Annotated in this window: 22 protein-coding genes and 1 riboswitch; of the genes, 7 read left to right on the top strand and 15 right to left on the bottom strand. The window is 41.0% G+C overall.

Going from position 1 to position 21905, the window contains the following annotated elements; genetic code table 11:
- Window positions 1-203: 203 nt before the first annotated feature.
- Both H4J41_RS05670 and H4J41_RS05675 read right to left on the bottom strand, forming a co-directional pair.
- Entirely contained in the window at window positions 204-1820 is a 1617-nt protein-coding gene (locus H4J41_RS05670) for a sensor histidine kinase (RefSeq protein WP_182136699.1), read from the bottom strand.
- Window positions 1821-1911: 91 nt separating this feature from the next.
- Window positions 1912-2961, bottom strand: a complete 1050-nt coding sequence (locus H4J41_RS05675; protein ID WP_182136698.1) for a methyltransferase — start codon at window positions 2959-2961, stop codon at window positions 1912-1914.
- Window positions 2962-3442: 481 nt separating this feature from the next.
- A riboswitch (Lysine riboswitch) is annotated at window positions 3443-3678 on the top strand.
- An 80-nt stretch (window positions 3679-3758) separates the two neighbouring features.
- Here H4J41_RS05675 and dapA point away from each other — a divergent pair.
- From dapA to H4J41_RS05695, 4 genes are read left to right on the top strand one after another with little or no spacing between them, the layout of a single operon-like run.
- Window positions 3759-4769, top strand: a complete 1011-nt coding sequence (gene dapA, locus H4J41_RS05680) for a 4-hydroxy-tetrahydrodipicolinate synthase (protein WP_182136697.1) — start codon at window positions 3759-3761, stop codon at window positions 4767-4769.
- On the top strand, window positions 4766-5515 hold the full coding sequence (locus H4J41_RS05685; protein ID WP_182136696.1) for a 2,3,4,5-tetrahydropyridine-2,6-dicarboxylate N-succinyltransferase: 750 nt from the start codon (window positions 4766-4768) through the stop codon (window positions 5513-5515). Before dapA ends, H4J41_RS05685 begins: the two co-directional genes overlap by 4 nt.
- Before the next feature lie 9 nt (window positions 5516-5524).
- Window positions 5525-6787 (top strand): PLP-dependent decarboxylase, encoded by a 1263-nt coding sequence (locus H4J41_RS05690; protein WP_259364537.1) that lies wholly within the window; start codon window positions 5525-5527, stop codon window positions 6785-6787.
- A gap of 39 nt (window positions 6788-6826) precedes the next feature.
- Window positions 6827-7975 carry a succinylglutamate desuccinylase/aspartoacylase family protein gene (locus tag H4J41_RS05695; RefSeq protein WP_182136695.1) on the top strand — a complete coding sequence of 383 codons (1149 nt, stop codon included), beginning with the start codon at window positions 6827-6829 and terminating at the stop codon, window positions 7973-7975.
- 135 nt (window positions 7976-8110) lie between these two features.
- Here the strand turns inward: H4J41_RS05695 and yjgA are convergent, their stop codons facing one another.
- Complete coding sequence (gene yjgA, locus H4J41_RS05700; protein WP_182136727.1) at window positions 8111-8632, bottom strand: ribosome biogenesis factor YjgA; 522 nt, start codon at window positions 8630-8632, stop codon at window positions 8111-8113.
- Window positions 8633-8737: 105 nt separating this feature from the next.
- On the opposite strand from yjgA, the gene pmbA reads away from it, so the two are divergent.
- Window positions 8738-10093 (top strand): metalloprotease PmbA, encoded by a 1356-nt coding sequence (pmbA, locus tag H4J41_RS05705; protein ID WP_182136694.1) that lies wholly within the window; start codon window positions 8738-8740, stop codon window positions 10091-10093.
- Between the two features lie 112 nt (window positions 10094-10205).
- Here pmbA and mgtE read toward each other — a convergent pair whose 3' ends face one another.
- The 12 genes from mgtE to H4J41_RS05765 all read right to left on the bottom strand — a co-directional run bounded on the left by mgtE (window position 10206) and on the right by H4J41_RS05765 (window position 19912).
- Window positions 10206-11567 carry a magnesium transporter gene (gene mgtE / locus H4J41_RS05710; protein ID WP_182136693.1) on the bottom strand — a complete coding sequence of 454 codons (1362 nt, stop codon included), beginning with the start codon at window positions 11565-11567 and terminating at the stop codon, window positions 10206-10208.
- A gap of 514 nt (window positions 11568-12081) precedes the next feature.
- Window positions 12082-12360, bottom strand: coding sequence for an HPr family phosphocarrier protein (locus H4J41_RS05715; protein ID WP_182136692.1), 279 nt, complete (start codon window positions 12358-12360; stop codon window positions 12082-12084).
- Between the two features lie 5 nt (window positions 12361-12365).
- Complete coding sequence (gene rapZ, locus H4J41_RS05720; RefSeq protein WP_182136691.1) at window positions 12366-13220, bottom strand: RNase adapter RapZ; 855 nt, start codon at window positions 13218-13220, stop codon at window positions 12366-12368.
- A gap of 6 nt (window positions 13221-13226) precedes the next feature.
- Window positions 13227-13685: a PTS IIA-like nitrogen regulatory protein PtsN gene (ptsN, locus tag H4J41_RS05725; protein WP_182136690.1), complete on the bottom strand. Its 459-nt coding sequence runs from the start codon at window positions 13683-13685 to the stop codon at window positions 13227-13229.
- A gap of 29 nt (window positions 13686-13714) precedes the next feature.
- The gene (hpf, locus tag H4J41_RS05730) at window positions 13715-14002 is read right to left on the bottom strand and encodes a ribosome hibernation promoting factor (protein WP_146879615.1); all 288 of its coding nucleotides are present in this window, start codon (window positions 14000-14002) and stop codon (window positions 13715-13717) included.
- Between the two features lie 36 nt (window positions 14003-14038).
- Window positions 14039-15544 carry an RNA polymerase factor sigma-54 gene (locus H4J41_RS05735; RefSeq protein WP_182136689.1) on the bottom strand — a complete coding sequence of 502 codons (1506 nt, stop codon included), beginning with the start codon at window positions 15542-15544 and terminating at the stop codon, window positions 14039-14041.
- Window positions 15545-15595: 51 nt separating this feature from the next.
- Window positions 15596-16327 carry an LPS export ABC transporter ATP-binding protein gene (gene lptB / locus H4J41_RS05740; protein WP_182136688.1) on the bottom strand — a complete coding sequence of 244 codons (732 nt, stop codon included), beginning with the start codon at window positions 16325-16327 and terminating at the stop codon, window positions 15596-15598.
- Window positions 16328-16873: a lipopolysaccharide transport periplasmic protein LptA gene (lptA, locus tag H4J41_RS05745; protein WP_182136687.1), complete on the bottom strand. Its 546-nt coding sequence runs from the start codon at window positions 16871-16873 to the stop codon at window positions 16328-16330. It abuts the gene before it with no gap.
- On the bottom strand, window positions 16839-17405 hold the full coding sequence (gene lptC, locus H4J41_RS05750) for an LPS export ABC transporter periplasmic protein LptC (protein WP_182136686.1): 567 nt from the start codon (window positions 17403-17405) through the stop codon (window positions 16839-16841). The genes lptA and lptC overlap by 35 nt, the downstream gene beginning before the upstream one ends.
- Window positions 17402-17947, bottom strand: coding sequence for a 3-deoxy-manno-octulosonate-8-phosphatase KdsC (gene kdsC / locus H4J41_RS05755; protein ID WP_182136685.1), 546 nt, complete (start codon window positions 17945-17947; stop codon window positions 17402-17404). The genes lptC and kdsC overlap by 4 nt, the downstream gene beginning before the upstream one ends.
- Window positions 17948-17949: 2 nt before the next feature.
- On the bottom strand, window positions 17950-18915 hold the full coding sequence (locus tag H4J41_RS05760) for a KpsF/GutQ family sugar-phosphate isomerase (protein ID WP_182136684.1): 966 nt from the start codon (window positions 18913-18915) through the stop codon (window positions 17950-17952).
- Between the two features lie 16 nt (window positions 18916-18931).
- Window positions 18932-19912, bottom strand: a complete 981-nt coding sequence (locus tag H4J41_RS05765) for a calcium/sodium antiporter (RefSeq protein ID WP_182136683.1) — start codon at window positions 19910-19912, stop codon at window positions 18932-18934.
- 366 nt (window positions 19913-20278) lie between these two features.
- Here H4J41_RS05765 and mlaF point away from each other — a divergent pair, with 366 nt between their 5' ends.
- Window positions 20279-21088 carry a phospholipid ABC transporter ATP-binding protein MlaF gene (gene mlaF / locus H4J41_RS05770; RefSeq protein WP_182136726.1) on the top strand — a complete coding sequence of 270 codons (810 nt, stop codon included), beginning with the start codon at window positions 20279-20281 and terminating at the stop codon, window positions 21086-21088.
- Window positions 21085-21861: a lipid asymmetry maintenance ABC transporter permease subunit MlaE gene (gene mlaE / locus H4J41_RS05775; protein ID WP_182136682.1), complete on the top strand. Its 777-nt coding sequence runs from the start codon at window positions 21085-21087 to the stop codon at window positions 21859-21861. The genes mlaF and mlaE overlap by 4 nt, the downstream gene beginning before the upstream one ends.
- Window positions 21862-21905: the final 44 nt, after the last annotated feature.

Raw genomic sequence — 21905 nt, forward strand, 5'->3', positions numbered from 1 at the left:
TTATCACTTTAAAATAATGGTGACGTAAGATTATGCTAAGTGCTAGCGAATAAATGTTCATTTAACGGGTTTAAAGCCCTAAATCGTTAACAACTTAACAACTTAACAACTTAACTACATTGTCAATAACTTAACTATAAACTATATTGTCAACAAGTTAACTATAAACCCTATTGAAATTTAACCAAAAGCGAATTAATTGGCTACTTATTTATAGGAAAGTTAATTTCTATGCTAACGCCATGCGCTAATTCGCTGCTCAGTACTATTGAGCCACCAAGTGCTTGAGTCACTAAATTATAAACTAAATGCATGCCTAAGCCACTACCCCCTTCACCACGCTTTGTGGTGGTAAACGGTTCAAAGACCTTATGTTTTATTGATTCAGCAAGGCCAATACCATCATCTTTATAGAGGATGTTAAGTTGGTTGCTCAGTGACATAACTGTGATTGAAATGCGGCCCTCATCTTTACCTTCAAAACCGTGAATAATGGAGTTCATGATCAAATTAATAAGAATTTGATTAATCGGCCCTGGTTTACTATTAATGGTTAAATCATTAGGGCAATCAATATCAATAATGTAGGGTAACACATTCAGTTGTGGTTTAAGATTGAGTAAAACTTCGTTTAAAAGCTGCTTAACGTCGACAGTACGTAGGTCTTCACTTGATTGGTCTACGGCGACTTTTTTAAAGCTGGATATTAAGTCAGCGGCACGTTTTAGATTACGATAGATAATGGCGACATTTTCACAACTGTCATGCAAAAACTTTTTTAATTGGCTCGATTTTAGGGTTTTATTATCAAAAGCTTGTTTAATTTCATCTAATCTATCGGCTAATAATGTTGAGGCCGTAACCCCTAAACCTATCGGCGTGTTGACTTCATGTGCAACGCCGGCAACCATATCTCCCAGTGAGGCCATTTTTTCGCTTTCAACCAATTGGCTTTGAAATTGATGGAGTTTCTCTAACGTAGAGAGTAACTCTTGGTTAGATTCTTTCAGGGCGTCGGTACGTTTGTTAATTTTATTTTCTAATGCTTGTGAGTGCTCAAGACTCTGCTGCCCCTGAGCATTTAATTGTGTGATGTGTTTATCTATGCGAGCAAATAACATATTAATATTAAGGGCTAAAATGTCAGCTTCACGATATGGCATAGTGTCGCATTGTTGTTGAAAGTTTTTTTGTCGAGCGGCAACTTGTACCGTGTTAATCAAAGAAGAGAATGGTGCACTGATATAGCGTTCAAGTTTGAGCGCAATAAAAATGGCGATAATAAATACTATAAAAACAATGATAATGCTGATGATTAATAATTTATCAGTTATCTGTGTGAGGTACTCGCTACTGCTTTGCAAATAAATATAACCGATAATTTTTTCTTTAACTTTAATGGCTTGCATATACTCAAGGTGTTTTTCTTTGAACCTTGGTGTTAATAAATTTTTAACGTCATGCGATTTTTGCGCAATGCTAGCCCGCTGTTCATTACGTTTGTAACTGTAAAAAAAAGTCAGTTTATCAGTGTCGCTATTGAATTTATAAAGGTGTAAGTAATTTAAATTAGGAATGTGCTGGGGTAATGAAAAATTATCTTTTAGTGCTAATCGTTCTGAGTTAACTAAATAGGGCAGACTTTCATCGGCCAAAACAGTGGCCCAATGCTTTATTTGACTAGTGGCACTGAGCTGATAACTGTTGTTAAATTGTTGGGTAATGATTGAGAGACTCAATAGTGATAATAATGTGATGGCACTGATGACGGTGCTCAAGCAAATACGACGAAGAGACCAAATAGGTTTGATTGTTGACATACAGTATTAAACTCAATTAATGGTGGCTATAAAGTGCTTGTAAAAGTGCTTGTAGAAAATATTATGGCTTTGAACAATCACACATTTCTCGTTACTTTTTCCCATTAAGATAACACTGATAAACCGCAAAACCTTTTTTAATCGCTAAGGTTTTAGTTTTACCCAGTGCTTTTTCCATGATGGGTAAGTATTTCAAAAAACTATTAGCGACAATGGTAATGCAGGCTTTGCTGGTTAAGTTTTGCTTTATCTCGGCTAAAAATTGTTCGGTAGCGCCATAATGGGTTTTTACGCCCTGATGAAATGGTGGGTTGGAAATGACAAAATCATAGCGTTCTTGAACAGTAGATAAGCTATCTGAGGCAATATATTGCCCGCTTAACTGGTTTAAAGACAGTGTTGTTTGCGCTGAATGCAAGGCTAACGCACTGACATCAACCAAGGTTAATGTTGTTTTTGGGTGAATTGTGCCGATATAAGCGGCAATAACCCCTGCACCACAACCAAAATCTAACACTTTACCTGAAATAACCTCAGGTAAGTGTGCTAATAAAACTTCTGTACCCGTATCTAGTGCATTTTGGCTAAATACGCCTGGTAAAGCGGCAATTTTTAGTACTTTATCTTGTACCTGCATTGGGTAGTATTTATAAAATTTTTGTAGTTCAAAGCGAGGTAGTGAGGGTTTTAATTTGCCAATGTACATTAAGCAATGTCTTGCCGCGTCAACATTTTGGCAATATTCTAGGTAATCAATACCGAGTTTTTCGGCTGACTTTACCCCCGCTTTATTTTCCCCAACAATGACTATGGCAGCATCGTCTGTCATTGACTCAGCGAGCATAGCTAAGGTAAAACTAAATTCAGCCTTACTTTTTGGAAAATGAATAATCGCCATATCATGTTTAGTTTTGGCGATATACTCGACGCAAAAATGTGCGTCTACACGGGTATTTTTCAATTGCTGACAAGTTTTATATTCAGCATAATTAGTGTGGTAACTATCAATATGCGCAGCGCTATGCTGACTTAAGTAATGGTTAATAAAACCATCGTCTGCGATATTAACCAAAAGAGGTCTGGTTGCGGCTAGTGCCTCAATATTGCGGTTTAATAATTGGTTAATGTTACTTATTGCCATGAAGATACCTGTAATTAAGCTAACTATTATTTATGGGGGTTATTTATGGGTACTATTTATTGACGATATTTATGGGTCAAGTTATCTACAAATATCGGCGTTACTTTAAAGAAAACTTATCATAATGACAGGGCGAACTGAGCGAGTATTCATTAATACCGCCATAGTGAATGTGTCATAGTGCTGCGTAGTCTACGCGAATTTAATTATCTCGCCATCTTTAGTCCACAGGGAGTGAGCTATTTTGACCCAGTTCAACTTATCGGGCGTAGCTTGTTTTAGTGATGGGCACTCTAGTTATTGAGGACAAGATCGTATTTACTGATTAGAAAAAGAAATAAAAGCAGTAAAATCAAACTATTAAATTTAAATTATGGCATACGTCTAGCCGTCTATTGACTGTGCTTATATTTAAATGTTTTAATATTGTTGTCCCTTATTCCAGTGTGATTAATCGTAAAAAATTAATCACCGTCAATAAAGGGCCAGAAGAGGAGCGTTAACCAGGTAGTTATTGTGAAGAGATCAAACTCTAGTGAGCAATAATGAGGGGGTTTAACGCCGAGGTAATTGCCTTGTTGATAAGGTAATTGCCGGTTGTTAAGGCTTAGTTGTTAATATATAACCATTAAGTTTTATAGCCATCGGATACGTTCGATGGCTACTAGGTTGAATCCTTGCAACTGTCACCTAACTAGGTGGAGAGCTTCTGGCCTTTGTAAAGGCCAAATTTCATCCTAGAAATTTTGTCTGTACAAGCGCCTAAAAGTTCTCCGAACGACAAGAGTTCGAGAGCAATGAATCAAACAAAACCGATAGAAAATCACCTGATAACAGACCGACCTTTGGTTTGGACCGCACTGATCACGCCATTATTTGATGATGACGGCATTGACTATGTTAGTTTGCGTAAGCTAGTGCTACAACAAAATGCGGCCCACAATGGCATTTTATTACTGGGCAGCACGGGCGAGGGTTTAGCGTTAACCGCGCAAGAGCATTTAAGTATAGTGCAATATGTTTGTGCGATGACGTTACAAGTGCCAATAATGGTTGCTGTTGGTGGCTATAATCTTAACGAGCAACTGGCCTGGATAGCTAAATGCAATAAATTGCCGATAAAGGCTTATTTACTTACTAGCCCTATTTACGCCAAACCGGGGCCCGTAGGTCAAACCGCTTGGTTTAAAAGTTTACTCGATGCCGCAAACGTCCCTTGTATGCTTTATAACGTGCCTTCACGCAGCAGTGTTGAAATTTCCTTTTCGGCCTTACAACAATTACAAAACCATAAAAACTGTTGGGCACTGAAAGAAGCCAGTGGCGATCTTAATAAACTGCTGGCCTATAGAGAGCATTGCCCTAACCTGGACTTGTATAGTGGTGAAGACGCCATGATGCCATACCTTGCGAGTGCCAATGTTAAAGGTTTGGTGTCGGTTTGCGCTAACGTTTGGCCAGAAGCCACTCGGCAATATGTTGCTATGGCCTTAGCTCATCAACATGAAGGAATTTTTCCGCTTTGGCATAAAGCGATATCAGCATTATTTCAAGTGTCTAGTCCGATACCGGTAAAAGTGTTAATGGCTGAGTTGAACACTATTAGCTCGGCAAAACTTCGTCTACCCTTATGCCAAGCAGAACTTTCAGCGCAACACGGTTTACTCGACATTCATCAACACATTCAGCAATGGTTAGCGAGTAACAGCAGCAACCCACTAGCTCAGCATCACACGACTGATGACATTTTAAATGCACAAACCCCTCACTCTTTAGATTTAACTAACTTACGAGCAATAAAATCATGACTTGGCAACAAACATTAACAGACTTAGAAACCGGTAAAGTTCGTGCAGCAGAACAAAATAGCGATGGCACTTGGCAAGTCAATACCGCAGTTAAACAAGCCATTTTAGCGGCATTTAAAGCCGGAGAAAATACTGAGTTCGATGGTATTTATCGTGGCTTTGTGGATAAGCATAACTTACCCGCACGCGAGTTCACCGTTGCCGATAAGGTGAGAATGGTGCCGGGTGGTTCGTCGGTTCGTTGTGGTGCCTATGTGGCGCCAGGCGTCATTATTATGCCACCGGCCTATATTAATGTTGGCGCTTATGTTGATAGTGGCACTATGATTGACAGCCATGCTTTGATTGGCTCATGCGCACAAATAGGCAAAAATGTTCACGTTTCTGCCGCGGTACAAATTGGTGGTGTGCTTGAGCCGATTGGTGCTAGTCCGGTGATTATTGAAGATAACGCCTTTTTAAGTGCTGGCGTGATTATTGTCGAAGGCATTGTAGTGAAAAAAGGTGCGGTTTTAGCCCCAGGCGTATCTTTGTCGGCCTCGGTAGCTGTTTATGACTGTGTCAATAATGTGATACTGGAAAAAGGTGCTGATATTCCTGAAAACGCTGTTGTGGTGCCAGGTACACGACCGGTTGCGGGTGACTGGGCTCAGCAGCAAGGACTTAATATGGCTTGCGCATTAATTGTTAAATACCGAGATGCAAAAAGTAATGCCGCTTTAGAACTTGAATCTGTACTGCGTTAGGATCAAAAAATGACTGCCATGTTAAATTCGACAGCTAGGCCAAACTGGCTTAGACCTGCGGTACTTGCACCGCTAGCACAGCACAGTGAAGCACTTAAAAGCAGTGTGGAAGCTGAGCAAGATGAAGACGGTTTTTTTCTTTACGATTTAGACTACCTTGAGCAACACTTGTCGGTGTTGATGCAACAAGAGGTGATTAAACTCTGGTTTGCTGTTAAGGCTAATCCCTTGTCGCGTGTAATAAGCACCTTAGCGCAGCAAGGTTTTAATTTTGATGTGGCGAGTCAAGGCGAACTAACGCAAGTATTAGCACAAAATGTGCAAGCCGATCGCATTCTCAATACCGGTCCGGCCAAATCAAAGCGACAAATGAAAGCCTTTTTAAGCCAAGGCGTGCGCACTTTTGTCGTGGAGAGTTTGAACCAGTTGCAATGGCTTAATGAAGCAGCAATAGAATTGGCTTGCCAACCACAAGTATTATTAAGAGTACAATTACAGTGGCAAGAAGGTGAGAAAAATCCTTTAGGGGGTAATGAAGTGACGCCTTTTGGTTTATCTTGCCAAGAGTGGCAAACCATAAAAGTTAGTCACTTTCCGGCGTTAAATATTAATGGCTTGCATATTTTCCAATGGGGAAATATGCTCAGCAATGCTCGGATGTTTGAGCTTTGGTCACAAATGGTTACGCCATTGTTATCGCTAGCAGAACAATTGGGCATGAGGTTAGAAGTCTTAGATTTAGGCGGTGGCCTAGGTGTCGATTACCTGCAAACAGGGCAAGGCCTAAGCTGGAAAAAAATTGTTGCCGACTTAGCCAAAATAAAAGCACAGGCGGGTGTTAGCGAACTCTGGCTAGAGCTAGGTCGTTTTGCTGTTGCTGACATGGGCTATTACGTGACTTCGGTTGTTGACCGTAAACAAAACTTTCAGCAGCAACAATTAGTACTTGCCGGTGGCATTAATCATTTAATTCGCCCGGCAATTACTGAACAGCCCTTTCCTGTCGCCATGCTCAGAGAGTCAGCAGCAAGCCCTTGTTATTTTGATCTACATGGCCCGCTTTGTACCAGTTTAGATAAATTGGGTACCTTGGCAATAGCCAGTGATGTTGAAGTGGGTGACCAATTAATTTTTGGTTTAGCCGGCGCTTATGGCTTTACTGAAAGTATGCCGTTTTTTCTTTGTCATCAAATTGCCGCTGAATATGTTTTACAGCAAGGCAAAATTGAGCAAGTACGTGCAGCAGAGCCTGCAACTTGGTATTTACGTTAACCTAGTCAATAAAGTCGTTCGATTGGTAAGAGATTATTTATGAATTTAATCAGTAAAGAAGTGATGCATGTCGGTGAAATGGCCAGTGGTGCTGCGCTTACCGTGCCGGTTTATCGTATTAAGGGTAAACAGCAGGGGCCTGATGTTTATATCCAGGCTAATATGCATGGCGCAGAAGTGCAGGGCAATGCGGTTATTTTTCAGTTGTTAGAGCAATTAAAAACCCTTGAATTAAATGGCAGTATTACGCTCGTGCCTTATGCCAACCCTGTCGCTTGTAATCATAAAAACGGGGAATATACCTTAGGACGATTTGATCCCATTACCGGCGTTAATTGGAACCGGATGTTTCATTTTGATGCCGATATTATTGCGCCGTTTGCACAAGCGCATTTAACCGCGACTAGCGCTGAAATTGAGCGCGCGTTTAAAGCGTTAATGCTGGAGCAAATAACCGAAAAGTTAAATCATAATATTTATGGCCTGACGACAGGGCAACGTATTGCCTTTCAACTGCAACGCCTAGCACATCAAGCTGATATTGTTTTAGATCTGCACACTGGGCCGATTTCCAGTAAGCACTTATATTGTCCTGAATATGCCATAGCCAGTGCAAAGTACTTTGATATCCCACATACTTTATTGATTCCTAACGACTTTGGCGGTGCATTAGATGAAGCCACTTTCTGTCCTTGGTGGCAGTTACAGCAGACCTTTGCTGCCCTTGGCCGTGACTTCCCTATAACTAAAACTGAGGCTAATCAAGGCCAAGATGTTATTATTAAAGAGAGTTTTACTGTTGAGCTGGGCTCACAAGAGCAGATTGATTTAGAGGTTGCCCGTGAAGATGCTTTAGGTATTTTAAGTTATCTGCAGTATCAAGGTGTGATCAATAGCCAAGATTACCAGCCGAAAACCATGACGCGTTATAGCTGTATGTTAGCCGATTACAAGGCACTATATTCCCCCATGGGCGGCATGGTGGATTACTTAGCTCAATTTGGTCAGCCTTTAGCGGCAGGAGAGCCATTAGCGCGTATTCTACGTATGGATAATTATGGTGATGGCGACCCATTACACTATATAACCTTAGATCATAGTGTCATACCAATTTTGCATTTTGCTTCGGCAAGTGTAAACCAAGGTACTGAACTTTATAAAGTATTTAGTAAGTTTAGTATTTTATAATCGTGCGTTTTAACAAGAAAAAGCGCCTTGATTTAGCTTTAAATCAAGGCACTTTTTTTGTACCCTTATAAGGGCTATTTTTTTTAATAGCGATTTAAACCCTAGCTACTTAAGCCTTAGGTACTTAAACCTTACTTACTTAAAAACTACGTGTTCTTTTAAGTAAGTAAACAAGTCACGGTAATGTTTGCCAATTTTTTCAGCACCGTGCTCTTTTTTCGCCTGACGGACTAATTGTCTCAGCTTTTGCCTTTCCATGCTGTCGCATTCGGCTAACAAGGCTTCAATGGTGTCATTACCGTCCGCTATCAGGTCGTCACGCAATTTTTCGAGCTTTTCAAATTTGACCGACTCTTGCTGATGTTTATTGGCCATAACGTCCATTGCCTGTTTAATCGGCTCAAGATCCATTTCAGACAGTATTTTCGCGACATGACGGACATGACGACGCATAGCTTCATGCTTATTGGTGATTTTATCTGCTAGCAGCATAGCGGCTTTCAGTTCATCAGTCAGCGGTAGCTTGCTGCGTTGATGCTTCGACATTTTGACTATGATCAGGCCAAAGTCTTGCAGTCGATGCATTTCTCGTTTTATTTCTGATTTACTCAGTAATTCTTCTTCTAATTCATCGATATCGTTGGCAGAGTGGGGCATAATGTTAAGCAATAAAGTGATAATTACCTATAGTATACAACAAAGCAGTATCAGCAAAAACATTCCTGTTGCATGTATCGATAAAATGTGAGAAATAATTTACCTATGAGCGATTCAGATAGTATTCAAATGCAAATAGAACATGTGAAAAAACGTGTTAATGACGCCATGACAATGGCTAAATCACTCGGAGCCGATGGTGCTGAAGTTGCGATGAGTCGCCAACAAGGTCTTAGCGTGAGTACCCGTTTAGGCGAGGTTGAAAATGTTGAATTTACCAGTGATGGTGGGCTTGGCATTACCGTTTACAAAGACGGTCGTAAAGGTAGTGCTTCTACGGCTGATTTATCTGAAAAAGCTTTAAAACAAGCCATAGAAGCCGCGGTCAATATTGCTAAATATACCTCTGTTGATGAATGCTCAGGTATGGCAGATAAAGATTTATTGTCGATGACGCCTGAAGATTTAGATTTATATCACCCGAAAGCGTTAACCACAGAGCAAGCGATTAGTTTAGCAAAAGCCTGTGAAGACACCGCGCTTGGCTATGATAAACGTATTACTAATTCAGATGGCGCCACATTAGAGAGCTTTGAAGGTTTTAAAGTTTACGGCAATAGTCAGGGTCAGCTAGTGGGTTATCCGAGTACGCGCCATAATTTAAGTTGTGTGATGATTGCCAAAGAAGGTGAAGACATGCAGCGCGACTATGCTTATACCGTGAGTCGTGAATTTGACGCTATGGAAAGTGCAGCCACCATAGGGCAACAAGCGGCTAAAGAAACATTATCACGCTTAGGTGCTCGTAAGTTAGCGACCGCTAAAGTACCTGTGATGTTTCGAGCTGATGTGGCTAATAGCCTATTTGGCCATTTTATTGCCGCGATTAGTGGCGGTAATTTGTATCGACAATCTTCTTTTTTGATGGACGCCATTGGCCAACAAGTTTTTCCTGAATTTTTAAGTATTAGTGAACGCCCTCATTTGAAAAAGGCCTTGGCAAGTAGTGCTTTTGACGCCGAAGGTGTCGCTACCCTAGATCGTGAAATTATTACGGATGGCAGTTTAGCCACTTACCTGTTAACTAGCTATTCAGCGCGTAAGTTAGGCATGAAATCAACCGGTCATGCCGGTGGCATTCATAATTGGCAACTCGGCATGAACGACGCAGGCCAAGGCGGTGATTTTGATGCAATGTTAAAAACTTTAGGCACGGGTTTGTTAGTAACCGAGTTGATGGGGCAAGGCGTGAATGTAGTGACCGGTGACTATTCTCGCGGTGCAGCAGGTTTTTGGGTGGAAAATGGCGAAATAGCTTATCCAGTGGATGAAATTACCATTGCGGGTAAATTACAGGATATTTTTGCTGGTATTGTCGCTATTGGTAACGATACCGATATGCGAGGCAGTATTCGCACCGGCTCTATTATTGTTAACCAGATGCAAGTAGCGGGCAGTTAAAAATAATAGAAGTTTGAAGTTAAAAGCTGTCAGCTGTCAGAAAAAACAAGTGAACGGTAACTAGTTTCAGTTGTTTACTGACAGCTTTAAACTGAAAGCTTATCGCTATGGTTTATTTTCCTAGCAGCAAGGTCGCTGTGCCTAAGAAGGCAAATATACCCACGACATCGGTGACCGTTGTCAAAATAACACTACCGGCTAAGGCGGGATCTATATTCATTTTTTTCAACATTAATGGCACGGTAACACCGGCAATGCCAGCCGCCGTCATATTCATTAACATCGCAAAGGCAATGATGGCGCCCAGCATTAAGTTTTGCTGCCAAATAGCCACAACCGAAGCGATCAACACCGCCCAAATTAGGCCATTAAAAAAACCAATGGCCAATTCTTTATAGAGTAAAATTCGCGAGTTACTTTCACCAACATGGCCTAAGGCCATAGCGCGGATAACTAAGGTTAAAGTTTGGTTGCCGGCGACGCCGCCCATGCTAGGCACTAAAGAGTTTAACACCGCCAAAATAGCCAGTTGATTTAAAATGCCTTCAAACATGCTCGACACTGCGACAGCCAGAAGAGCGGTGATTAAGTTCACGCCTAACCAAATAGAACGGCGTTGGGTACTTTTTAAGACCGGAGCAAAGGTGTCAGCCTCGTCATCTAGACCCGCCATACTCATCATAGAATGCTCGGCTTCCTCACGAATAATATCAATAACATCATCTATGGTAATACGACCCAGTAGTCGTGCTTCGTGATCGACAACAGGGGCAGAAAACCAATCGTAGCGCTCAAATAGCTGCGCGACATCCTTTTCATTCATATCGGCGGTAATGGCTTGAATATCTTTATTGATGAGGTCTGAGATAATGGTTTCTGCTTTGGCAGTAACAATAGCGGATAAAGACACTGAACCAAGGAAATGATCGGCTCTGTCAACGACATAAAAAGAATCGGTTGCTTCAGGTAATTCACCACGAAGTCGTAAATAACGTAGCACCACATCTACCGTAACATCAGGACGAATAGAGATGGTATCGGTATTCATGATACCGCCGGCCGTGTCTTCCTCAAATGAAAGTGCAGCTACAACACGATGGCGATCTTGCCAGTCCATCGCGTTAAGCACTTCCTGATAAACTGTGTCAGGCAGTGTTCTGAAAACTTCAGCTAAATCATCAACATCCATTCCCTCTGCAACGGCAGCTAGTTTTTCTGGATGAATATTTTTCAGAATGCCTTTTCGAACTTCTTCGTTTAACTCTTCGAGTACATCACCGTGGTGATCGGCATCAATAAGCTGCCAAAGTGCGACACGGCTTTTGCTTGGCGATGACTCTAATAATAAAGCGAGATCGTAAGCGGGCATGTCTTGCAATAGCTTGCGAACATGGACAAACATACCACTATCGAGGGCATCATTAACCTGCTGAAGGCGCTGATGATTGTATTCTTGTTTAGAACCTTCCGGCATATATTCACCTTTTGCCGTTGTAAAACGAAAACTGAAAATTATTAGGGGTTGTTGAACTTACTTTAGTGCAGTTTGTTTAGTAGGTAGGCTCAGCAAACACATGATGTGTGGCTGGCTACATAGACGTATGAGCACGCCATAGCACTTGCAAACTAACACTATTATCTTTGGGTTTATCTAACACCACTGAAGCGAGTTCAATGTTAACCCAGCAAGTTAAACAGATCCTATTATGAGAGATAACTATTAAGGTTTTGTTATAGCAAATAAATAAACATAAGCGCCGATAGACTTGGACGGTAGTGCGACTCAGGAGACAAAGTTGAAAACGGGTATGCTTGAGTTATTTCGCTTGTTCTAAAGGCTTTAATGTAGCGCTAAATTGGCTAGTATATTATTTTAATCACTAGGGTTCGTTAATAATTATCCGCGTAGAGTTTACCGTAATCTAGCCATTTTAGCAGCTTTTTTATTGACTTAAGCACGTGCTTAGCAAGGAAGAAGTGCTCTGTTACTATTCTGCTTCATGAAATTTGTTACTAAAGAGTTGGCAAATTTCTGCTAAGGCTTGTTCAGCATCTTGGCCAGAGGCAATAACCTTGACGGTTTTACCTTGGGCGCCTGCCAGCAGCATTAGGCCCATAATACTATTCGCGTCTGCTCGGTTTTCGTCTAATTCAATAATGACTTTAGCGGTAAATTTTTGGCTTAATTGGGCAAGCTTAGAAGCCGCTCGGGCATGTAGCCCAAGTTTATTGATGATAAGTACATTACGGCTCGTTGGCTTGCTCATCTTAGCTATGTGCCTTCAACGGTTAAATCACGGTGGCGAGACTGCACATCTTTACGCTCTTTACGCATATTATTTGCCAGTAATTCGGCAATATAGACCGAACGATGCTTGCCACCCGTACAACCAATAGCAATGGTGATATAACTGCGATTATTACGTTCTAAGTGGGGTAACCAGGTCATCATAAAACTGTTAATTTGCCAAACAAATTTAGTCACAATGGGCTGGCTAGCAAGAAAGTCTTGTACCGGTTTGTCTAAACCTGTGTAGCCTTTTAGCTCTTTATCCCAAAATGGGTTAGGTAAAAAGCGGGCATCAAAAACATAATCAGCATCTTGTGGTACACCATGTTTAAAACCAAATGATTCAAACACAACCACCATTGAACCAGACGTTTTACCCAGAATTCGCTCTCTAACTAAGTCAGCGAGTTGGTGTGGTGTTAGTTGACTGGTATTGATGTATAAGTCAGCCCGACTGGAAATGGGCTCAAGTAATTTTTTCTCCAAGGCAATGGCTTGGTCTAGCGCAATATTTTGCTTGATCAACGGATGTAAACGTCGCGTTTCACTGAACCGGCGAATAAGGTCACTATCATCAGCATCTAAATACAGTATGCTCAATTCTACTGCATTGGGCAGGTATTCAATAATTTCGGGTACGTCGTTAGGATCGGCTGGCAGGTTACGAACATCGAGACTTACGGCAACATTTTCATAATCATTAATCACCGTATGGGTAAGTGCGGGTAACAAGTTGACAGGGATATTATCAACACAATAATAACCTAAATCCTCTAAAACACGCAGTGCAACACTTTTCCCTGAGCCTGAACGGCCACTTACAATAATTAATTTCATCCGTGTTTAACTCGCTTGTTGTATTAACTGAAACAGTTCTTGATTACTTTGGCATTTACGCACTTGCTTGCAAAATTGCTTGTTACGAAAAATTTTTGCGATACTTTGCAGCGTACTCAAGTGGCTCTGGCATTCTTCTTCAGGAACAAATAAGGCGATAAAAATATCAACGGGACGATGATCAACAGCGTCAAAATTAATCGCTTGTTCTGTGGTAATAACCACGGCAATAGGTTTCGTAGGCGTAGCATTTTCTAAACGGCCATGAGGTATAGCAATGCCATTACCTATGCCCGTTGAGCCCAATCTTTCACGCTTAACTAAGCTTTCTAAAAGCTGAAAAGTATCATGGCTGTCGAGTTTATCGGCGGCCAAGCGACTTAAATATTCTAATATACGTTTTTTACTGGCACCCGGTGCTGCACAAATAGTGCAGTCCGGGGTTAAGATGTCTTGCAACTTCATAAACTTCTAAGACCTATAGCGAAATGGCGCTAATGTTTGTTGATTTTGCCTTTATATTTCAAGATTTGGCGATCTAGCTTGTCAATTAATGCATCAATCGATGCATACATGTCACTATGTTGTGCCTTAGCATGAACTTCAGTGCCACTTAAGTGCACCGTTGATTCGGCAATCTGATTCTGTTTTTCTACCGTTAATACTACATGTACATTATTGATATGATCAAAGTGACGCTCTAGTTTTTCAAACTTGCCATTGACATAATCACGTAATGAATCGGTAACATCGACATGGTGTCCAGTAAGATTAATTTGCATATATTTCAATCCTCTTTATTGGCTGAATAAAACTGCCTACAATAGGCTTTTACGTTGATTTGATGGCGGTATAGAAAGTGACTCTCGATATTTGGCAATGGTACGCCTTGCCACTTGTATACCTTGTTCTGCTAAAATATCTGCCATTTTACTGTCGCTGAGTGGTTTTGCAGGTACTTCGGCAGCCACTAGCTTTTTAATTAATTCTCGAATAGCCGTTGATGAACATTCGCCGCCGTTTTCAGTACTTACGTGGCTAGAAAAAAAGTACTTAAGCTCAAAAATCCCTCTAGGTGTGTGCATATATTTTTGCGTGGTCACACGAGAAATGGTTGATTCATGCATATCTACGGCTTCGGCAATATCGTTCAATACCATAGGGCGCATTGATTCAGGTCCGTGTTCAAAAAAGCCTTGTTGGCGTTGCACAATACAATTTGAAACCTTTAAAAGTGTTTCGTTACGGCTTTCTAAGCTTTTAATAAACCATTTTGCTTCTTGCAAGTTAGAGCGAATAAATTGATTATCAGTAGATGACTTCATTGAACGAGACATAGCGGCGTATTGCTGATTAACCGATAGTTTAGGGGCAGTGTCAGGATTGAGCTCTACTGTCCAGCGGCCGTTTTTCTTTTCAACAGACACGTCTGGGATAACATATTGTTCTTCACTTTTGATGACGCTGTCACCTGGACGGGGATCTAAGCTTTGTATTAGGCGAATAACTTCGCGTAATTGCTCTTCTTTCAAGCGTAATTTACGCATCAATTGACGATAATCGCGATTACCAAGCAAGTCAATATACTCGCTGACGGCGATTTTGCTTTCCGCTAACCAAGGGGTATCTTTAGCAAATTGATTGAGCTGAATACGCAAGCACTCTGGAATTGAACGGGCGGCAACACCAATGGGGTCAAATACGTTAATACGCTTTAACACCACTTCAATCTCATCAAGTTCTACACCATCAATACCGACACTCTCTAAGATCTCTTCGGCTGAAACGGTTAAATAACCGGCTTCATCTATGGCTTCAATAATGGCAATGGCAATGGTTCTATCAGTGTCAGTAAAGGGCGTTAGTTCCATCTGCCAAATTAGATGGTCTTGTAATGAGTCTTTCGTTTCACCTTGATAAGTATAATCTTCTGAGGCATGGCCAACACCGCCACTACTAACACCAGCACTGAAGTTATCATCCCATGTGCTATCGCTGTTTAGTTCTTCGGGGATGTCTGTTTTTGCTAAACCTTCAGAGGAGCTAATTTCGTCTATCGAGGGAGTGGAGTCTTCGCTGCCATCAGAGGATGCTGCTGAGTTTTCGCCTACCGTTACCGAATATCCTGCTTCTAAATGGTCAGGGGTACTTTCTGAATTATTATCGTGCGTTTCGTCAACTTCAAGCAAAGGATTACTTTCAAGTGCTTCTTGAATCTCTAGTTGAAGATCCAAAGTTGATAATTGCAACAGTTTGATCGCCTGCTGCAATTGCGGGGTCATCGTTAACTGTTGTCCGATACGGAGTTGCAGAGTAGGACGCATTTACGTTTTCTTTTCCCTATTCAAATTCATTAATTCAATTGGTTTTATTCACTATAGCGTGAATTGTTCGCCAAGGTATACATCTCTTACATGTTGATTTGCAAGAATTTGCTTTGAATTACCTTCAGCGATAAGTTCGCCATGACTAACGATGTAGGCATGCTCACAAACATCAAGTGTTTCTCGCACATTGTGATCTGTGATCAATATACCTATGCCACGATCTTTTAAGTGTAGGATAATTTTTTTTATATCACCTACTGAAATCGGGTCAACACCAGCAAAGGGTTCATCCAGTAATATAAATTTAGGATCTGCGGCTAATGCCCGTGCTATTTCAACTCGTCGGCGCTCACCGCCAGATAAACTCATGCCTAAGTTATCTTTTATATGGCCTATGTTGAACTCTTCTAATAAATGTTCAAGTTTTTCTTGTCGCTCAACATCACTAAGTGATTTACGTGTTTGTAAAATGGCCATGATGTTGTCATGAACCGATAACTTACGAAAAATAGAGGCTTCTTGTGGTAAATAACCGATACCTTTTCTCGCGCGCTCGTGCATCGGCAGTAAGGTTATATCTTCATCATTTAAGACAATTGAGCCACTGTCGTTCTTTACCAAGCCAACAATCATATAAAAAGAGGTAGTTTTACCTGCGCCATTTGGCCCTAATAAGCCAACAATTTGTCCAGCGGAAACGTGCATACTGACGTTTTTAACCACTTTTCTGCCTTTATAGGACTTGGCAAGGCCGGTTGCTGATAATGTAGAAGTTGACATTTACTCTTGCTTATCCTTTGATTTTATAGGCAATTCATTTTTGTTCTTTGGCTGTAATACGGTTTCAACTTTAGCATTTTCAAGGCTTTCGGCATTGACATATTCTGTGGCAAAATTGTAGGTGATTTTACTGCCGCTCACTTTACTGCCTTCTTGGCTAAGGAGAGCATTGCCTGAAATAACGACGGTATTCATACTCGGCTCATAACGGATTTCATTGGCTTGCAAATTGATTGGGCTACCATCTTGAAGCGTTTGTTCAAAGGTCGCTGGTGAGCCTTTGGCAATATAAATTTTGCTGTCACTGTTTTCTTGGGTGATAACCTGTACTAACTCGGCATGTATGGTTAGTGTGCCTTGAGAAATAATGACATTATCAATATAACTGAATATTTTATTTTTGAGATCGGCAGCTTGGCGTGAAGAAGATATTTTAATCTCTTGTTCTACGTTAAATTTTTCTGCACTTGCGACAGGCACTAATAATGCTAACGCCGTGAGACAATATAAGTTATTTTTTAATTTTTTTATAAATAGTTTGTACATGTTCGGTCAATGTCATCTGTGTTGTGTTTAAGTCTACAATTAATCCTGAGCCATACATAGTAAATCCTTTACCTAATATTAAGATAGTTTGCTCTGAGCTGATAATATTAGTTTTTAAGTCCATTTCTAAATTTTTACCATGCACTTCCTGTATCAAACTTTCTTTATCAGTGGCGATTAAACGTACGCGATTTGCTAATTTTACGCGATTGTTATTATACAAGGTGCCTTCATTGGCGGTGATTTGCCAAGTAGGTTTGTTGTTCCTTGGGTATAAGGTATAGCGTGGATATTCAAAGTGTGTGACCCCTAATTCAGCATAATGTTCCATGCGTTTTGCTTCTACATTATAAGATAATGCCCCAGTGGTTTTATAAACATCACTGTTAAGGTTTTCAGCAATAAATTCAGGGTTATTCGCGGTATCGAGAATGTTGCTGGTTTCTTCCTTCGCGCCATACCATTCAAGTAAGCCATAGGTGGTTAAGGCCAATAAAAATAAGCTTATACTAACAAGGTATATGCGATTCATACGCTTGAACCCGTTGCATCAGCTAAGGTGTTTTGGCTTTGCATAATAAGATCGCAAGTCTCGCGCACGGCGCCGAAACCACCTCGGGTATAGGTGGTGTAGTCACAAGATTTTAAAATGGCGGGGTGTGCGTCATTGACCGCAATACTAAAACCAACATAATTAAGGCAGTCAAAATCTGGCATATCATCGCCGATGTAAGCCACTTGTTCAGGCGCTAACTTTAATGCGGCGAGCATAGCTTTTAAAGCCGGTAGCTTATTTTCTTCACCTTGTACTATGTGCTTAACATTTAATGCACTCATCCGGGTTTGCACAATAGTTGAGGTTCTGCCCGTGATCACCGCTACATCAACGCCGCTTGCACCTAAGGCTTTAACGCCATAACCATCTTTAGTATGAAAGGCTTTTAATTCTTCACCATTATTACCTAAGTAAATACGACCATCTGAAAAAACGCCGTCTATATCACAAACAAAGAGTTTGATTTTTTGCGCTTTTTGCCAAACACTTTGCGCTACTTTTCCGTATAAACTGTTCAACTTTAGAGCACTCCAGATTTTAATAAGTCATGCATGTTCATCGCGCCAATGGGTTGGTGATTATCGTTAACAATAATTAAGCCGTTAATTTTTTTGTCTTCCATGATCTTTAATGCCTCAGCCGCCAGCATATCTTGCTTAGCCACTAAAGGGTTTTTTGTCATCACGCTGGTAATGCTATCTTGATGAATATTAATTTCTTCATCTAAAATACGGCGTAAATCACCATCAGTAAACAGACCTATTAAGCGATTGTTTGCGTCAACAACAGCGGTCATACCCAAGCCTTTGAGTGACATTTCAACTAAGGCATCTTTTATTTTAGCTTCTTGGCTTACTGTGGGCAGACGTTCGTCTTTGTGCATGATATCGGCCAAACGTAATAATAGCCTTTTACCTAAGCTGCCACCGGGGTGAGATAAGGCAAAGTCATCGGCAGTAAAGCCGCGCGCATTCAATAAAGCTACCGCTAGGGCATCGCCCATCACTAAGGTTGCTGTGGTGCTAGAGGTGGGTGCCAAGCCTAATGGGCAAGCTTCTTGTGCTACTTTTACACAAACATGGCTATCGGCAAGTTTAGCCAGGGTAGAGTCAGGATTACCCGTCATGGCGATAAGTTTTGTGCCGATACGCTTTAGGACCGGAATAATGGCTAAGACTTCGCCAGTTTCACCCGAATTAGAAATGGTCAGTACCACGTCATCAACAGTCACCATACCTAGATCGCCATGGCTTGCTTCACCCGGGTGAACAAAAAATGCGGGTGTGCCAGTACTCGCCAAGGTTGCGGCAATTTTGCCACCAATATGCCCCGACTTACCCATACCAATCACGATGACGCGGCCCCGACAATTAAACATTAACTCACAAGCTTGAACAAAGTCGTCGTCAATAAATTGCGACAATTGTGCAATAGCTTGCTGCTCAATGTTAATGACATTTAGGGCTAATTGTTTAAAGTTTTTCATTGCTATAAACCACTTGTTACCTGTTGATTTGACTAAAAAGTAGCACTTGATAACCAATAAATACGGCTAATAATAGTAACCCTTTCGCCCGCGTGATGCGAAACTTTCCACCTCGACTAAAACAAAGTATAAATAATAAGAAGGTTGTTGCCAGCATAAATGGCGCGTCACGCACCGCGGCGGCATTATCGATATCGCCCGGCGCAATTAAGCCAGCTAACGATAAAACCGCAAGAATATTAAAGATATTCGAACCAATAATATTACCGAGCGCTAAATCATCTTCTTTTTTAATGATGCTCATAATACTGGCAGCTAACTCAGGTAAGCTAGTACCAATAGCAATAACCGTTAAGCCGATGACTAAATCACTAATACCAAAAGCTTTGGCGATAAATATTGATGAATCAACCAGAAAACTAGCACTGAGCGGCAGTAGTATCATACCGACCACTAACCAGATTACCGATTGTTTGGTACTGACCCCATCAGGCACTTCTTGTTCTGCTTCTAAGACCATTTTATCGTCGATAGGGTTTTGTTTTGCACGCCTTAACGTGACGACAAGTAAGGTGGCGATATAAAGTACAAAACCAATAATCAGTATTAAGCCTTCATTAAAACTAAAGTTGCTGTTTGCTAGCATATATGTCGCGATAGCCGTAACAACCAAAATAAGCGGGATTTCACGTTTAATGGTCGTTGAGGAAACGGATAAAGGATGAAACAGTGCGGTTAAGCCTAACACTAACGCAATGTTGGTAATATTTGAGCCAATGGCATTGCCGACGGCAGTATCTACATTACCCTGTAAAGAAGCGGTGACCGCTATCATCATTTCAGGTGCTGAAGAGCCCATAGCAACAATAGTTAAGCCAATTATCATGGGAGAAATACCCAGATTTCGTGCTAATGCTGAGGCACCAAATACAAATTTGTCTGCACTCCACACTAAAGTGATTAGTGAAAGTAATAAGATCAAAATTTGGATGAACATTCAAAGCTCCTGTTTGGCTAAGATAAATAAATAGTGTTTGTGCTAATTGATGAAAGACAAAGAGGAATTATAAACCACTGATGGTAACCGATGACACTCAATTAATACTCATTTTGCTAACATAACGTGAGCGAAAAGCATTATAAACTTTTTCTGATATTATTGGCACGTGGATTGACAATAAAATAACTAAGCCAAAAAAAAGGCTTATTCATTACGCTAACTTTACACTTGCGTTACATTTATATACTTTTGGTTACTCTTTTAGCACTAAATAGTTGTGAATTTGTAATGACTGAGGTGTTGCGCTGCGGTAGAATTCTACTACATAAAACAATAATTAACAGTGATGTTATTCCAAGCGATATGTCTGAAATTTTAGTTGATATCAAAAACATGACCTTTAAGCGTAACGAGCGTGTTATTTATGATGGCATTAGTTTGTCTATTCCTAAAGGTAAAGTTACCGCGATAATGGGGCCAAGTGGTATTGGTAAAACAACGTTATTGCGCTTAATTGGTGGTCAAATTAAACCAGAGTCTGGGCAGATCCTTTTCGATGGCCACGACATTCCTAAATTGTCTCGTAGTGCGTTATATGACATACGTAAACGTATGAGTATGTTATTTCAAAGTGGTGCCTTGTTTACCGACATGAGTGTTTACGACAATATCGCCTTTCCTATACGCGAGCATACTCAGTTATCAGAAGACATCATTGAAAAAATGGTGCTAATGAAATTAGAAGCGGTGGGTTTGCGTGGAGCAAGAAATTTACGCCCCAATGAGCTCTCTGGTGGTATGGCGCGTCGAGCAGCCTTAGCTCGCTCAATTGCGCTTGATCCTGAATTGATACTTTATGATGAGCCCTTTGCTGGCCAAGATCCTATTTCTATGGGCGTGATTGTCCGGCTCATTCATCAACTAGGTGATGCATTGGGATTAACCTCTGTGGTGGTTTCTCATGATGTTCCAGAAGCGATGAGTATTGCAGATTATATTTATATTATTGCCGAGCAAAAAATTATTGGCCAAGGTACGCCGGAAGAAATCTACGCGCACACCTCACCTTTAGTGCAGCAATTTGTTAAAGGTGAAGCTGATGGCCCAGTGCCATTTCATTATCCTGCGGCGTCATATAGTGAAGAGTTAATTGGTCGAGGTGTTGAGAAGTGAATCAGCTGCAAATATTGGGTCATAGCATTATCGAACAAGTCTCAGGCTTAGGTAGAGCTTTGTTGATGTTAGCATCAGCGCTCTTGCATATTCCGAATCCACGCAAAGGTTTTCCTTTGTTGTTGAGCCAATTGTACTCCGTTGGCGTATTATCTTTAGTTATCATCGTTGTTTCGGGTTTGTTTATCGGCATGGTATTGGCTTTACAGGGCTATACTATTCTGGTTGATTTTGGCGCTGAAGCTAGCTTAGGGCCAATGGTCGCCTTGTCGTTATTACGTGAGTTAGGTCCAGTGGTTGCCGCCTTACTTTTTGCTGGTCGAGCTGGGTCTGCGCTGACCGCTGAAATAGGTTTGATGAAAGCAACAGAGCAACTTTCTAGCCTTGAAATGATGGCAGTAGATCCTTTGCGTCGTGTTATTGCCCCGCGCTTTTGGGCTGGTTTTATCAGTTTGCCACTGTTGGCGGCTATATTCTCTGCGGTGGGTATTTTAGGCGCTCATTTAGTTGGTGTTGATTGGTTAGGTGTTGACAGCGGTACGTTTTGGTCGGTAATGCAGTCACAAGTGTCTTTCGAAAAAGACGTTTTAAATGGCATTATTAAAAGCGTAGTATTTGCTTTTGTGGTGACTTGGATCGCGGTTTATAAAGGTTATGCTTGTGAGCCAACCTCTGAAGGTATTAGCCGAGCAACCACTTCAACCGTAGTGCAATCGTCACTATTAGTTTTAGGATTAGATTTTGTATTAACCGCGATAATGTTTACAAGTTAATTTTTGTAAAAATTTATAGCGGTTATTTAGTTAAATATTATTTG

The organism is Colwellia sp. MB3u-45, from assembly GCF_014077005.1.
Lineage (GTDB): Bacteria > Pseudomonadota > Gammaproteobacteria > Enterobacterales > Alteromonadaceae > Cognaticolwellia.

Coding starts and splice junctions, on each gene's coding strand:
- H4J41_RS05670 (WP_182136699.1), bottom strand. CDS start 1,820: ATGTCAACAATCAAACCTATTTGGTCTCTTCGTCGTATTTGCTTGAGC.
- H4J41_RS05675 (WP_182136698.1), bottom strand. CDS start 2,961: ATGGCAATAAGTAACATTAACCAATTATTAAACCGCAATATTGAGGCA.
- dapA (WP_182136697.1), top strand. CDS start 3,759: ATGAATCAAACAAAACCGATAGAAAATCACCTGATAACAGACCGACCT.
- H4J41_RS05685 (WP_182136696.1), top strand. CDS start 4,766: ATGACTTGGCAACAAACATTAACAGACTTAGAAACCGGTAAAGTTCGT.
- H4J41_RS05690 (WP_259364537.1), top strand. CDS start 5,525: ATGACTGCCATGTTAAATTCGACAGCTAGGCCAAACTGGCTTAGACCT.
- H4J41_RS05695 (WP_182136695.1), top strand. CDS start 6,827: ATGAATTTAATCAGTAAAGAAGTGATGCATGTCGGTGAAATGGCCAGT.
- yjgA (WP_182136727.1), bottom strand. CDS start 8,632: ATGCCCCACTCTGCCAACGATATCGATGAATTAGAAGAAGAATTACTG.
- pmbA (WP_182136694.1), top strand. CDS start 8,738: ATGAGCGATTCAGATAGTATTCAAATGCAAATAGAACATGTGAAAAAA.
- mgtE (WP_182136693.1), bottom strand. CDS start 11,567: ATGCCGGAAGGTTCTAAACAAGAATACAATCATCAGCGCCTTCAGCAG.
- H4J41_RS05715 (WP_182136692.1), bottom strand. CDS start 12,360: ATGAGCAAGCCAACGAGCCGTAATGTACTTATCATCAATAAACTTGGG.
- rapZ (WP_182136691.1), bottom strand. CDS start 13,220: ATGAAATTAATTATTGTAAGTGGCCGTTCAGGCTCAGGGAAAAGTGTT.
- ptsN (WP_182136690.1), bottom strand. CDS start 13,685: ATGAAGTTGCAAGACATCTTAACCCCGGACTGCACTATTTGTGCAGCA.
- hpf (WP_146879615.1), bottom strand. CDS start 14,002: ATGCAAATTAATCTTACTGGACACCATGTCGATGTTACCGATTCATTA.
- H4J41_RS05735 (WP_182136689.1), bottom strand. CDS start 15,544: ATGCGTCCTACTCTGCAACTCCGTATCGGACAACAGTTAACGATGACC.
- lptB (WP_182136688.1), bottom strand. CDS start 16,327: ATGTCAACTTCTACATTATCAGCAACCGGCCTTGCCAAGTCCTATAAA.
- lptA (WP_182136687.1), bottom strand. CDS start 16,873: ATGTACAAACTATTTATAAAAAAATTAAAAAATAACTTATATTGTCTC.
- lptC (WP_182136686.1), bottom strand. CDS start 17,405: ATGAATCGCATATACCTTGTTAGTATAAGCTTATTTTTATTGGCCTTA.
- H4J41_RS05760 (WP_182136684.1), bottom strand. CDS start 18,915: ATGAAAAACTTTAAACAATTAGCCCTAAATGTCATTAACATTGAGCAG.
- H4J41_RS05765 (WP_182136683.1), bottom strand. CDS start 19,912: ATGTTCATCCAAATTTTGATCTTATTACTTTCACTAATCACTTTAGTG.
- mlaF (WP_182136726.1), top strand. CDS start 20,279: ATGTCTGAAATTTTAGTTGATATCAAAAACATGACCTTTAAGCGTAAC.